The 12969-nt window shown below is 59.3% G+C and carries 10 protein-coding genes; 5 read left to right on the forward strand and 5 right to left on the reverse strand.

Going from position 1 to position 12969, the window contains the following annotated elements:
- Nucleotides 1-37 precede the first annotated feature (37 nt).
- Both CLV41_RS10685 and CLV41_RS10690 read right to left on the reverse strand, forming a co-directional pair.
- Nucleotides 38-1258, reverse strand: coding sequence for a glycosyltransferase family 4 protein (locus tag CLV41_RS10685; RefSeq protein ID WP_103222302.1), 1221 nt, complete (start codon nt 1256-1258; stop codon nt 38-40).
- A gap of 45 nt (nt 1259-1303) precedes the next feature.
- Nucleotides 1304-2521: a glycosyltransferase family protein gene (locus CLV41_RS10690; RefSeq protein WP_103222303.1), complete on the reverse strand. Its 1218-nt coding sequence runs from the start codon at nt 2519-2521 to the stop codon at nt 1304-1306.
- Between the two features lie 555 nt (nt 2522-3076).
- Here CLV41_RS10690 and CLV41_RS10695 point away from each other — a divergent pair.
- The 3 genes from CLV41_RS10695 (at nt 3077) to CLV41_RS10705 (ending at nt 6992) form a co-directional block, all read left to right on the forward strand.
- Nucleotides 3077-5596, forward strand: coding sequence for an ATP-binding cassette domain-containing protein (locus tag CLV41_RS10695; protein ID WP_208987430.1), 2520 nt, complete (start codon nt 3077-3079; stop codon nt 5594-5596).
- A 102-nt stretch (nt 5597-5698) separates the two neighbouring features.
- Nucleotides 5699-6157: a cyclic nucleotide-binding domain-containing protein gene (locus CLV41_RS10700; RefSeq protein ID WP_068419492.1), complete on the forward strand. Its 459-nt coding sequence runs from the start codon at nt 5699-5701 to the stop codon at nt 6155-6157.
- A gap of 10 nt (nt 6158-6167) precedes the next feature.
- A complete protein-coding gene (locus CLV41_RS10705; protein WP_235867106.1) occupies nt 6168-6992 on the forward strand; it encodes an MBL fold metallo-hydrolase in 825 nt (274 codons plus the stop codon).
- A 38-nt stretch (nt 6993-7030) separates the two neighbouring features.
- Here the strand turns inward: CLV41_RS10705 and CLV41_RS10710 are convergent, their stop codons facing one another.
- Genes CLV41_RS10710 through CLV41_RS10720 form a run of 3 tightly spaced genes read right to left on the reverse strand, consistent with a single transcriptional unit; the run spans nt 7031 to nt 11387 of the window.
- A complete protein-coding gene (locus CLV41_RS10710) occupies nt 7031-8950 on the reverse strand; it encodes a GMC oxidoreductase (RefSeq protein WP_103222305.1) in 1920 nt (639 codons plus the stop codon).
- Between the two features lie 36 nt (nt 8951-8986).
- Nucleotides 8987-9610 carry a hypothetical protein gene (locus CLV41_RS10715; protein ID WP_103222306.1) on the reverse strand — a complete coding sequence of 208 codons (624 nt, stop codon included), beginning with the start codon at nt 9608-9610 and terminating at the stop codon, nt 8987-8989.
- A gap of 46 nt (nt 9611-9656) precedes the next feature.
- Nucleotides 9657-11387 (reverse strand): hypothetical protein, encoded by a 1731-nt coding sequence (locus tag CLV41_RS10720; protein ID WP_103222307.1) that lies wholly within the window; start codon nt 11385-11387, stop codon nt 9657-9659.
- Between the two features lie 295 nt (nt 11388-11682).
- Between CLV41_RS10720 and fdxA the strand changes: the two genes are divergently transcribed.
- Both fdxA and CLV41_RS10730 read left to right on the forward strand, forming a co-directional pair.
- Complete coding sequence (gene fdxA / locus CLV41_RS10725) at nt 11683-12030, forward strand: ferredoxin (protein WP_103222378.1); 348 nt, start codon at nt 11683-11685, stop codon at nt 12028-12030.
- Between the two features lie 13 nt (nt 12031-12043).
- The gene (locus CLV41_RS10730; RefSeq protein ID WP_103222308.1) at nt 12044-12910 is read left to right on the forward strand and encodes a dihydrodipicolinate synthase family protein; all 867 of its coding nucleotides are present in this window, start codon (nt 12044-12046) and stop codon (nt 12908-12910) included.
- The last annotated feature ends 59 nt before the right edge of the window (nt 12911-12969 follow it).

A 12969-nucleotide genomic window follows, 5' to 3' on the forward strand; every position in this document is an offset into this window, starting at 1 on the left:
GGATCCTTGTTGGAGCTTAACGTGTTAAAACGGCACCTCAGAGCACCTTACGGAATTTTTCCGCCAGACGGTCAAGCCCGGGATCGGTGGCAAAATCCTCACGGACCAGCCGGGAGGCCGCAAGGCCGAGCGCGTTGCGGCGCGCCGGGTCGCGGATGAGGCCCTCCATGGCCGCCGCAAGTTCCCCCGGCGCACCGGGGGCCACAAGCACGCCGGTCTCACCGTCCCTGATGAGTTCCGGAATGGCCGATACGCGTGTCGACAGACAGCAAAGGCCCATGGACTGGGCTTCCATCAGGACGTTGGGCAGCCCGTCCCGGTCACCTGATTTTGCCAGTTTGGACGGCAGGACGAAGAGATCGGCCCCCTGGCAGGTGGATATCACTTCCTCGCGCGGCTGCGCGCCGCGCCATGAGATGTTTTCAGACAGGCCCAGTCTGTCGGCTTCGGCTTTCAGGATATCCGACAGTTCACCACCGCCGATATGGGTGAAGTGCCAGTTGAGTTCGCCCGGCAGACGGGCGAGCGCTGCGAGAAGATCGTCATAGCCTTTCTTTTCCACCGCCCGGCCGACGGAAACGAGCCGGACCGGCTCCCCCGTGCCGTCCCGGCGGGACGGCGTTTGGGCGGGAAGCGGAAAGCCCGAAAAATCAAGGCCATGATAAAGCAGCTCGACCTTTTCCGGGTCGTCCGACAGGCTGTTCAGATGTTCGACGTTGACGCGCGTGCAGGTGACGCCCCAGGCCGCATCGTTGATCTTCGTTTTCAGATCCCATTCCGGACTGGTCCAGATATCCTTCGCATGCGCGGAAAAGGACCAGCCGCGCCCGGAAAGATGGGCCGCATAACGGGCGGCCGAGCAGGGTGTGTGCAGGTAATGGGTATAGATCCAGGAAATGTCGTCCGGAAGTTCGTGAGCGAAAACGCAGCCCTGCGCCCAGCGGCGGCGGCGGTCCGCGTTGGGCTGACGGGCAAGGTCCGCATCGAACAGCGTCCTGGCGGCTTCATAGGTCGGCTGTCTTTCGGCCCAGCGCCGGGCCCGCGCGACACGGGCCGGATCGTCCTTCACATATTCCGGCAGATACATTACCTCGGCGGAAATCTGCCGGTGCAACTCGTGAATGAAAGGGTCGTAGGGCTTGCGCAGGGCGACGATCAGAATGCCGATGCCCCGCCGTTCCAGGCCGAGGATCTCCTGGGCAATGAAGGTCTCGGACAGGCGCGGGTAGCCTTTGACCACAACGGCGATACGGGACATCGATGGGCTCTTGACGCGGGAGTGTGAAGCGGCTGGTGCCGCCGGTTAGAAATTAACCAGTTTGCGGCCGTCAACGGCCAACTGTTCTTCGAAAATCTCGCCCACACGGGTGGTGATGACCTCAAGCCCGCCGAGAAGATTGTCGACGCCGGCGGAGGAGGGGGCTGCCATTCCGGGCAGTTCCGACAATGCCGTCGCCATCAGATCCGGTTCCGGGTAGCGATCGATCGGCAGGACCTTGAGCAGGCCGCTTTTTTCGGCCCGTTCGGCGCGGATAGCCTGTTCCCTGCGCGGGATCACGCGGGGCACCATCAGCGTCGGCTTGTCGAAGGACAGGATCTCGCAGAAGGTATTGTAGCCCCCCATGCCGACAATCGCTGTGGCATGGGCGAGGTACGGTTCGATCTGCGGCGTGAAGCGGATGATCTCGACGTCGCGCAAATGTTCCGCCCGCTCGCTGAACTGGGCCGTCGCGGCCGCCGGCATGAACGGACCGAGCACGATCAGAGCCGGAAACAGCGGTCTTTGCCGGGTTTCATAGGCGCGCATCACCCAGTCCACCATTTCAACGCCGTCGCCCCCTCCACCGGGGGTGACCAGAACATAGGGCTCTTCTCCGAAAGGCGTCGGCGGCGGGTCGTTCTTGACCGCATTCGGCAGGTCGCGCCGCAGGTAACCTGTGTAGCGCAGCTTGTCCGCGACGTTGTCGGGCAGGCTTATGCCTTCCAGTGGATTGCAAATGTCTTGCGGCCCGTAGATCCAGATATCGTCGTAAAGATCCTTGAGCGCGGGGTAGACGTTCTTGCGGTCCCATTCTTCCTTGAGAACCGCGGGGTCGTCCATCACGTCGCGCAGACCGAGCACCAGCCGCGTGTCGGTCTCCTTGAGCGCCTCGAGCGTGCGCAGCACCTCGCCGCGCAGGCCAAGCGGCTCCTTGTCGACGATGAAGATGTCGGGCTCGAAGACTTTTGCCGTGTGTTCGATAATCGACGAGCGGATCGCCAGCGTCTGATCGATGTTGATATGCAGGGAAAGCGGCGTGTATTCGCCGTTGCGCAGCTTGATGACGCCGGGAATGCGGACGAAATCGACGCGGGACCGGAACTCGAAACTGCCGATGATCGGCGAGCCTGAAAGGATCAGCACGGACAGCGTATCGAAATCCCCGACAAGGGAATGAGCAATCGCGCGGCATCGCCGGAGATGGCCAAGTCCGAAGGAATCGTGGCTGTAGATCAGGATCTTCGGCGTCTTGGAACTCATACTGCCCCTGGAATTGTAAAGCTTCCCCAAGCCACATACTTATTAGACAGGTCGAAAAGGTGCAACAAACGACGACGCGCCGTCTGAACCGGAGCGCCATGCGGGCTCTTTTCGCTCAGGCGCAATGAGCTCGCGGGCCACGATGGTTTCCGCGCTTTGACGGAGGGGAGGTATCGCCCGGCGGGGATGCGGTAATGTTTCGGAATCCGCAAGGTACCCTGCCTTCTTGCGCTTCTTGTCCGGACGAAATCATTCATGTCGATTCAGCCTGCATTCGTAGGGATTGGCCGAAGGCCTTATGTCTCAAGTGATTGGCCTTTGTCACGTCCCGTTATGGCTTGACACGAAACTTTCGACAGGGAACGGTCTAATGACACTATCAAAGTGCTTGTGGCAAATGCTAATCCAGGCTGGCACATCGAATTGGGATCGTTAATATACCGGATATGATCTGCTTGCACATATTTGATCCATGTCTGTTTGGATGACCTGATGGAAAAAAGCCTTTTTAGCTTTATTTGGAAGTATAGCGCCCGGCAACAGATCTTTATCCTCATGGTCACCGTTCTGTCCTATCCGGTGGTCTATGTTTTGCTGGAACTGCCGAAACTGATCGTGAATGACGCGGTTCAGGGGGATAATTTTCCGCGGACGATACTGGGTCTTGACTTCGATCAGGTGCCATATCTGCTTCTGCTGTGTTTTGCTTTTCTCGGTCTCGTGGTCGTCTCCAACGGGCTGAAATTCTATCTGAACGTTTTCAAGGGACGTTTGGGCGAGCGCATGCTGCGGCGCCTGCGCTTCGAACTCTTCCAGCGCGTGCTGCGCTTCCAGCTGCCGCATTTTCGCAAAGTCAGCTCCGGCGAAATCATTCCGATGATCACGTCGGAAGTGGAGGATGTCGGCGGTTTTATCGGTGAAGCCTTCGCGCTTCCCGCCTATCAGGGCGGCATGCTGGTGGTTCAGATCGGGTTTATCTTCATGCAGGACCCGCTGCTGGGCCTGGCCGCGATCAGCTCCTATCCCATTCAGGGGTATGTCATTCCTTATCTGCAAAAGCGGGTCGTCATTCTGTCGCGCCAGCGGGTCCGCAATATCCGCGTGATCGCCGACAAGGTGGGCGAGAGCATTACCGGTGTGGCGGAGATCCACGCCAACGACGCGGCCGCCTGGCATTCGGCTGATATTTCCGAACGTCTGTATGAGAATTTCAGGATCCGCTACGAAATCTTCAACCGGAAATTCCTGATCAAGTTCCTGAACAACTTCATGAACCAGCTGACGCCGTTCTTCTTCTATCTGATCGGCGGCTATCTGGTGATCGAGGGCAACTTGAGCATCGGCGCGCTGCTGGCGGTGGTCGCGGCCTACAAGGATCTGGCCGGCCCGTGGAAGGAACTTTTGTCCTACTACCAGATGACGGCCGATGTCAGCGTCAAGTATCAGACGGTTGTCGAGAATTTCGATCCGCCGGACATTCACGATATCGAACGGCTGACGAGGGATGAGAAGGCCGAGCTGAGCGGTGATCTGAAGTTCGACAATGTGAGTTTCTCGGGAGGCGCCGCCGGCCAGGAGGTCATGGAAATATCCTTGACCGTGCCCGCGGGAACTGCCTGCGCGATTGCCGGGCCCGACGGCTCCGGCCGCTCGGAAGTGCTGCAACTGGCGGCTGGGCTGGTGTCGCCTTCGTCGGGCAAGATCTGCATTGGAGATCACGATCTGGACAAGCTGACGGATTCGACGCTTGGACGTGAGATCGCCTATGTCGGCGGAGCCGTCCATGTATGGACCGGCACCATCCGCGACAATCTTTATTACGGTCTGCGCCACAGGCCGCTGATTCTGCCGGAACGCGAAGGCGAAGCCCTCAAGGAGTATAAACGGCGGGTCAGTGAAGCGAAGGAAACCCGCAACCCGCTCTACGATATCGAGGCCGTCTGGGACGATCTGGAAGCGGCGGGTGCCGACAGCATCCATACGCTCGACGAGAAGGCGCTGCAGCTTCTGGAAGCCGTTGGGCTCGACAAGGACATCTACCGCCTCGGGCTGCAGTCGCGGTTCGATCCATCGATGGATGACACATTCGCCGGCAAGATCCTGAACGTGCGCAAGAATCTCGCGGACCGCATCGTGCATGAACCCGCTTTGGAAGGCCTCGTCGAGCTCTGGCATCCCGATCGCTTCAATGCCAGTGCGAACCTTGCGGACAACCTTTTCTTCGCCGTTCCGGCCGATCCTGAAATTACCATGGATCAGGTGCCGGAAATGGAGGAGGTGAGAGCCTTTCTTACCGAGACCGGGCTTGACGAAAAGTTGCAGAAAGTCGGCTTGAAGATCGCCGAAACCATGCTGGAACTGTTTTCGAACGTCTCCGGCGACAGCGGACTTCTGGGCGCTTATTCCTTCATCACCCAGGATGAAATCCCCGAGTTCGAGAGGATCGTGCGGATCGGCAAATCCGAACAGCAGCGGCCCGGGCTGAGCGACGCGGACAGGTCCAGGCTCAGGGGCCTGGCCTTCAAGCTGGTGCCTGCCCGCCATCGTCTGGGAATCATGACCGATGAGCTTCGCGATAAGGTCATCGCGGCCCGCAAGACGTTCCTGGACACCGTGGTCAAGGACAATCCGGGCTTCGTCGCCTTCGACCCGGACGTTTATCTGCCGCCGCTGACGATCGAGGACAACCTTCTTTTCGGTCGGGCTAGGGTCGACCGGCGGGATGCGCGCCGGCGCATCGACGACGTTATCCGCACGATCGTGGAAGAGACCGGCTTGCGGCGTCCGATCATCTATGCGGGCTTCGGATATCATGTCGGCGTGTCCGGGTCCCGGCTGTCGGCGGGCCAGCGGCGGCGTATTGCACTTGTCAGAGGTCTTCTGAAAAATGCAAAAATCACCATATTGGATGATATCGCCACAGGAACGACCGAAGACGACAAAGCATTGCGCCGTGGTCTTCAGGAAATATTGTCTGGAAAGACTTTCCTGTTCGGGACGTCCAATGCCGATATAGCGGCCGAATTCGATCAGCGGTTCGTTCTGGACCAGGGGCGTATTTCAGATAAAGGGTAGCGATATGGCGGCGAATACTGGAGCGCGGCGGGTCTACAGACCCCTGTCTGATGCCAAAATGCGAATAGGCCGGGATATGTACGATCTGTCCGGGAGAAGAAAATGACACTGGAAACCGAAGTAGAAGCCCTGCGCAAGGTTCCGCTGTTCCACGGTATCGATGAAACCAAATTGCGTCTTCTGGCATTTATCAGTGACAGGACGGAATATCCGGCGGGCGAACGCCTTTGTTCCCAGGGAGAAGAGGGCGACTGCGCGTTTATCATTCTCGCGGGCGATGCGGATGTTCTGGTTCACACGCCGGAAGGGGAGAAGAAAGTCGCCCAGGTCTCGGAGAATTCCATTGTCGGCGAAATAGCCATTCTTTGCGATGTCCCGAGGACCGCCACACTGGTTGCCGCGAATAACATGGACGTTCTAACGGTTTCGAAAGATGATTTTCTGAAACTGCTGAAAGAATTTCCGGATATTTCGCTGGAAGTCATGCGGACCCTGGCGCTGAGGCTTGAGCGGACGACCCGTGATCTGGCCGATGCGCGCCGGGGAGCGGCCGGCGGTTAGGGAGTTACACGTGTCTGATGAATTTTCGCTTCGCTGTTGGGGCGTCAGGGGCTCGACCCCGACACCCGGGTCGAGCACATTGCGGTACGGAGGAGAAACCGCCTGTTTCGAGATTCGGGCAGGCGACGCACTCGTACTTGTCGATTGCGGCTCCGGCGCGCGAAATCTCGGCATGGAACTGTGTGGATGCAGGCCTCGTTCGTTCGATCTGCTGTTCACCCACACGCACCTCGATCACATTTGCGGACTGCCTTTCTTCAAGCCGGCTTACGATCCGAATTTCGAGGTTACCGCCTGGGCGGGACACTTTCAGGACGATACCAGTCTGGTCGATATCGTCAGCCGCATCATGTCGCCGCCGATCTTTCCGGTCGCGGCCAAAACCCTGAAAGCGGTCGAGTTCAAATCCTTCACCGCGGGCGAACTCATTCCCCGCACGGACGATCTGGTGATCAGGACAACCCGCCTCAATCATCCCGGTGGAGCCTGCGGCTACCGCTTCGACTATCACGGCAAGTCGATCTGCATCATTACCGACCATGAACACGGAGACCCGGAGATCGATGCCGCCCTGCCGGAATTCGTCAGGGATGCGGATGTGATGATCTACGACGCCATGTTCACGGACGAGGAATATAGGATCTTCAAGGGGTGGGGACATTCCACCTGGCAAAAGGCCGTAGAGCTCTCCAAAGCCGGAAACGTCAAGACCCCTGTTCTCTTCCATCACGACCCGCGCCGCTCGGACGATGAGCTTGATGAAATCGGCCTTGCCGCCCAGAAAGCCTATCCGGGCATGCTGGTCGCAAAAGAGGGCATGATCCTGCGGCCCTGAGCGCGAAGGCTTGCCGATCGATTTTAGGTGACCTAGCCCTACGCCGTCCCGATCTGCGTCACCGAACGGCAGGCGAGCGCCAGCATGGTCAGGGTCGGGTTTTCCGTTCCGATCGAGGGCATCGATCCGCAGCCGCACAGATAGAGATTGTTGTGGTCCCAGGACTTCTGGAAGGAATCGACCACGGAATCCGCCGGGCTTGTTCCCATGACATGTGTGCCGCAGATATGGCCCGCTCCCTGATAGTTGTAGTCCAGGCCGCCATAGTTGAACTGTGCCGCGGACGTGTTGTCGAACGCGGTGTATTCCGTGCCGCCGAGCAGGGTTTCAATCAATTTGGTTGCCGCCAGTCTGGCTTCATTAAATCCCGCCATGGTGTAATCGTCGAGAACGTAAGTCAGCTCGGGCCTGGGGATGCCGAGATTGTCGGTATAGGTCTCCGACAGGACCATGCGGTTCTGTGCGGAGGCGGGCTGTTCGACCAGGAAGGCAACCCGGAACTGCCGGGTCAGTATGTCGTTGAGGCGCGTCAGATATTGAGCGTTGCCCATCACCGTATCCGGGCCGGTATTGGTTCCGGCCTTGTTGATCCCGTAGAGATAATCCATGCCGGACGTGTAGGGGTCGCCGGTTGGCCAGTTCCAGGCCTCGTTGCCGATCTCTATACGCCAGGGCGCCCGCGTGGACCGGAAGACACCCGTCCGCAGGTTTTCAATGCCGGAGGTGGAAAGCGGGCCACGATACCCATAGGCCGGTTTGCCCTGCGCCATCAGCCCCCAGGCCAGATAGGTCGGGTGGTCCATCAGGTTGCACCCGACGAGACCCGACGAATTGGCGATCGGCTTGCCGGTCACACGGCTTGAATTGAGCAGGATTTTAGCCGATTCGATCGCATGGGCGGCGATCACCACACTGGTCGAAGCATCGATTGACAAGGTGTAATCGCCCGTCGCGCCTGATGTTGCCGGGACGGCATTGGACTCATAGGTGATGTAATGGATGGTGTTGACGTTTCCATCCGCGTCGACATCGATCCAGTCGACAACCGATTGCGAGATCATGTCGACATTGCCCGTATCCATCGCCAGGCTGAGCGTGAACTGCGGGTCGTATTTCGCCTGGATCGGGCAGATCGGCGTGCAGTTGGTGTTCCCGTGGCAGACCCGCCGGTTCATATAGGGTTCGGAATTCCGCCCGGCCGGCGTCTGGGAGACGAGCGCGGTGTTCGGGTTGTCGTCGGTCAGCGTCTGTCCGGTCACCGCATCGGCGATCATGCCGTCGAGATGGCTCGGGGTGATCGGCCGCATGGGATAGGCGTAACCTGAAGTGAACTGCGAGTCGTCGGGCCATTCGGATCCGACCGCCGTGTCCTGCTGGCTCACATCGGCGGAAACACCGATCAGCCCCTCGGCCTGATTGTAGAAATCCGTCAGATCGTTGTAGTCGATCGGCCAGTCGCGCCCGACACCGTATTCCGTCTGGATTTTCAGGTCCTCCGGCGACATGCGAAGGCAGGTCCCCATCCAGTGGTTGCCGGTGCCGCCCGCGACCCGTTCATAGGTGCTTGCGAACGGCATCGAATTGGCGGTGTAGGTCAGATAGGACTTTTCCGGCAGGTTCTGGTACTTGCCGACGGTATCGACCGCCCAGCCGTTGACGAGGTCCTGGACCGTCGCGCGCGGTGTGTTCACCTGCTCCGGCGGCACGTCCATAAAGGTGGCGTTGTTGTTGGGCGGATAGGGGGAGGAGGGCGACTTGAAGGTGTTCAGGTAGAAGTTCTCCATATAGTCTTCGCGGCTGCGCTGGATGCCCTGGCCCGATTCGATGATCAGCACCTTCTTGTTGTAAGGAGACGAGCCGAGCAGATACGCCATGTTCGCGCCGGCAAACCCCGATCCGACAATGATGACGTCATATGTGGTGGCTGCGACTTTTTCGTGTGGAATGTCATACCCCATGGCAGGTCTCCGGAATTGAACGGGCGAGGTGGCGGATTAACTCTGCACGGTGAGATAATCGGACAGCTCCGGAGGTTCTGAGCCCCAGGAACCGTAGTTGAAATGGCTGAAGCCCATCGGGTGGGCCTGGGCGATGCGCCAGATCCAGCCATTCTTGTAGGCACGCGATGAAACGATGAAGTCGGCCTGATAGTCCGCCGCGATATAGCTGGCTGACCCGGGAATGTTGGTTATCTCGGTGCCGCCATACCAGACGCCGAAAAGCCACATCATCATTGTCAGTCGCGAGGCAACGCCGTAATCGGCTATCTGCGGTTCTGTGGTGCTTTTGTCCATTCGCAAAAGCGTGTTGGCGATGGTTTGCGGCGGGTTCGAACTCAGTGAGCTGTATTGCGACAACATGCTCGCAACGGCGCCCGGCATTCCGGCTTCGGCGACGGAATAATAAAGATCGCCAAGCGAGATGCCGTCCTGCTTGAGTGGCGGCGTGAGCGCTGTGGCGCTGATACCGACAAGCGCGGAGGACGCCGCCACGAAATCCGGTGGTGCGGCGGCCTGCGGTGTCTCGTGGGCAAGGGCCCACATCGGCAGGTTGGGAGCAAGCAATCCTGCGCCCAGGGCTCCGGCGCTCTTGATCACGAATCGTCTGGTCTGCGTCATTCCCGGCTCTCCCGTTCGAGGAACTGCATGGACAGTGGGTGTGTGATTACTGGGTCGCCGCGCCTTTCAGGCGCGATTGTCCGGTGTCGGCGGGCGATTTGGCGCGGCTGAGCGAGAAGACGAAGCTGGACGAGGTCCCGTTGGTCATCGCCGCGTCGCCGTGACAGCCGAGACAGCTTGAAGTGTTGCGCTGCGCGCCGCCGCTTACGCCGTATCCTCCCCAGTAGGACCAGGGGTCGACGTTACTGCCCTGCGTGGTGGTGTTGACCCGCTGCATCGTGTCTGACAGGGGAACGTCGTTGCCATTGGACGTCACGTCGCCTTCCATGAAGCCCTGGATATAGGTTTCGATCAGCGAATTGGAGAGGAAGGTCGGCGTGGGCAGGCCGTCGGGATAGGCGGGATTGATCTCCCGGATGTCGCTGGTGCCAGCGAGCGTATTGGTGGGAAACTGCACATCGACCAGAAAGTAATTCTCCCAGACCGTGTTGCCGCTGCCATATCCGTTATAAAGCGCAACCCGCGTGTTGTAGTTGGACAGAAGGGCATGGAAGCCCGGCACGCCGAGGCGAACCACTTGCGTGGGATCGAGACCGGTGCGTCCCGGATCCCAGGGATGATCGGGCAGCATGTTGATCTCGCAACCCGGTTTTCCGCCGCTGGCCGGACAGGTCGCAGGGTCGAAGAAACTGTAGGATCCAGACGGCGTGCCCTGCTGGAAATCGGTATACCAGGGAGCATTGTCGATATGCTCGAAGGTGGACCAGATCCATTGGGGCCCGCTGTTGGAGCGGTGGACGATGTGGAACCCGACCAGTGCGACCGTTTCCAGGCTGCAGCTTTCCTCGACCGTCGGCTCCTGTCCGAATGCTCCGCCCGCGGCGTTGTGGACATAAGCCGAAATGCGGTGGAAACGGGTGGGATCGTCGGTGCCGCCAAGGATCTTCCAAGCCGCCTTGACCATGATCGAGCCGATATCGTCTTCCACGACATCCTCGCTATAGGCGCCGCGCGGCCACTGCAGCGGTGATCCGCTATGGTCGGGGTCATTGGTGTCGAAGGCCTCCTGGCCTTCCGGCGTATAGAGGGTGTTGTCGACCACATAGTCGTACATTGTTTCGTTGAAATTGAGCGCGAAGCGGGCATATTGGCCGTTCTGATCGACCACGGGTCCCATGCGGTTTGCCTGAATATATTCGTCAAGCACATCGCTGCCGCTTGTCGTCCGCCCCTTCGCGATGGGCGAAACCATGACTTTCACGCCCTCCTTGCCCTCTTTCCTGGCCTGTTCGAGGCAGATATCGGGCACGCTATGGCCTGAGCCGAAGGCCGGAGGCGCGGAACCGTCATCCTGAAAGAGGTCGCGCGCCTCGATATAGGTTTCCCAGACAGTAGTGTATTCGCCGCCATTGTAGTTGAGCCCGTTGGTGCTGCTCGGCTCGGGCGTGGGAGCGCCGTCGGAACCGATTGCGGCCGGGAAATTGAGGGCAAGAAAGTCCTGCCAGGCATAGGCGGCATAGGCGTAGTACATTGAATCCATCCCGGTCCCGATAAGGGAAGGATCGATGTCGCCGATGGAATAGCAGTTGTAAGGCGCCGGACCGAAGCAGTTCTGCGGTTGGCCATCCTCGGCGGCGCCTGGCCCGGCAGCCAGAAGGAGGCCTGAAATGACAGCCAGGAGAAAATGGAGGATCTTCAAGTGGATGTAGAAGAATTTACCAGACGCGATGTTGCTTTTCTTTTCGCGAGACCGCCGCGTCCGCAGAAATTCAATCATGCCCTTGTCTCCCGAAGGTGATTTGAATTCCGTGGAAGTCTGACAGTTGAGGGAATGAAGTCAACTTCAGAAATTCGATTTGCGTAGTGTATTTTTGGCAACGGCTGGTTGTGAAAATAATTCACAGAATCGGTTTTCATCGATTGGAGGTGGTGGGGCTGGTTTGAAAAACTGTGACCGCTGGGTATTCGAAGAGGTATGCCGAATTGGCAACGCGTTGCCCGAAAATCGCTTCTTCTTTGCAACGCTGCCGGTGGGCTATCTATCGTTATGCTGAGGAGGGATGGTCGGCACCGTGACTTACGTGATCACAGAACCCTGTATCGACGTCAAGGATGGCGACTGCACGCTCGCCTGTCCGGCCGACTGCATCTACGAAGGCGGAAGGATGTTTTACATCCATCCCGAAGAATGCATAAACTGTGGATTGTGCCTGTCCATCTGCCCTGTCGATGCCATCTTCTGGGACGGCGAGATCACTCAGGAGCAGAAACCGTTCGAGACGATCAACCGGGAGTATTTCGGCGCAGCGGTGACGGGGCTCGGGTCTCCGGGCGGATGGGACGAGAAGAGCACGACGGACAAGGATCACCCCGCAATCGCCGCCTATCCGAAACGGGCGGGCGCGGGGGACGCGGGATAAGGAAGGTCCGACATTGGCCAATTTGCAACTCACCGGCATACTTGCCGCCGTACCCACTCCCATTGATGGCAGCGGCAGTCCGGATGCGGAGCGTTTTCTCGTGCATGCGCGCTGGGCGCTGGACAATGGCTGCGACGGGCTCAACGTGCTGGGCACGACGGGGGAGGCCAATTCGTTCTCCTTCGCGCAGCGTGTGCGGCTCATGGAAGCGGCGGCCGGCGGTCTTGAAAGCTCCCGCCTTATGGTCGGTACGGGAACGCCCGACGCGCCCACGACCATCGACCTGACGCGGGCGGCGGAAGATCTCGGTTTCGCGGCGGTGCTTGTTCTGCCGCCTTATTATTACAAGGGCGTCACCGATGAGGGGTTGTTCCGCTGGTTTGCGGACGTGTTGGATGCGACAGGATCGATTGCGACCTATCTCTATAATTTCCCCCAGATGTCGGGCATCAGCCTCTCACCCGAGCTTGTCCGCCGGCTGGCGGAAAGCTATCCGGAGCGGATCTCCGGCGCCAAGGACAGCTCCGGCGATCTTGCCTATGCCAGGGAACTCGCCGCCATCGGCGGTCTGAACGTTTTCCCGAGCGATGAAACCGCGTTGGCTGCCGCGGACCGGGACGGCTTTGCCGGCTGCATTTCGGGATCCGTCAACGTCACCGCCCCGCTTGCCGCTGCGCTCTGGCAGAATCAGTCCGATCAGGCGCTGGCGGAAAAGGTTCGCGCCGCACGGCAGAAAATCACCGCGCTGCCGATTATCCCGGCCGTCAAATACCTCGTCAGCCGCCTGCATTCGGATATCGGATTTGAACGGCTGCTGCCGCCGCACCTGCCGTTGAACAAGGATCAGAAGGCGATGCTGGCGGACTTCGAAGCCTTTTGACGCCGCTTACAGGTTCCGCTGTAAAACGGCATGAGCACTGGAACAACTTCGGTGAACCG

Source organism: Roseibium marinum (genome assembly GCF_002906165.1).
GTDB classification, from domain to species: domain Bacteria; phylum Pseudomonadota; class Alphaproteobacteria; order Rhizobiales; family Stappiaceae; genus Roseibium; species Roseibium marinum.

Bases quoted from the DNA above. Each gene is read 5' to 3' on its own strand.
- CLV41_RS10715 (WP_103222306.1), bottom strand. From the start codon at position 9,610: ATGACGCAGACCAGACGATTCGTGATCAAGAGCGCCGGAGCCCTGGGC.
- CLV41_RS10700 (WP_068419492.1), top strand. From the start codon at position 5,699: ATGACACTGGAAACCGAAGTAGAAGCCCTGCGCAAGGTTCCGCTGTTC.
- CLV41_RS10710 (WP_103222305.1), bottom strand. From the start codon at position 8,950: ATGGGGTATGACATTCCACACGAAAAAGTCGCAGCCACCACATATGAC.
- CLV41_RS10690 (WP_103222303.1), bottom strand. From the start codon at position 2,521: ATGAGTTCCAAGACGCCGAAGATCCTGATCTACAGCCACGATTCCTTC.
- CLV41_RS10720 (WP_103222307.1), bottom strand. From the start codon at position 11,387: ATGATTGAATTTCTGCGGACGCGGCGGTCTCGCGAAAAGAAAAGCAAC.
- CLV41_RS10695 (WP_208987430.1), top strand. From the start codon at position 3,077: ATGGTCACCGTTCTGTCCTATCCGGTGGTCTATGTTTTGCTGGAACTG.
- CLV41_RS10685 (WP_103222302.1), bottom strand. From the start codon at position 1,258: ATGTCCCGTATCGCCGTTGTGGTCAAAGGCTACCCGCGCCTGTCCGAG.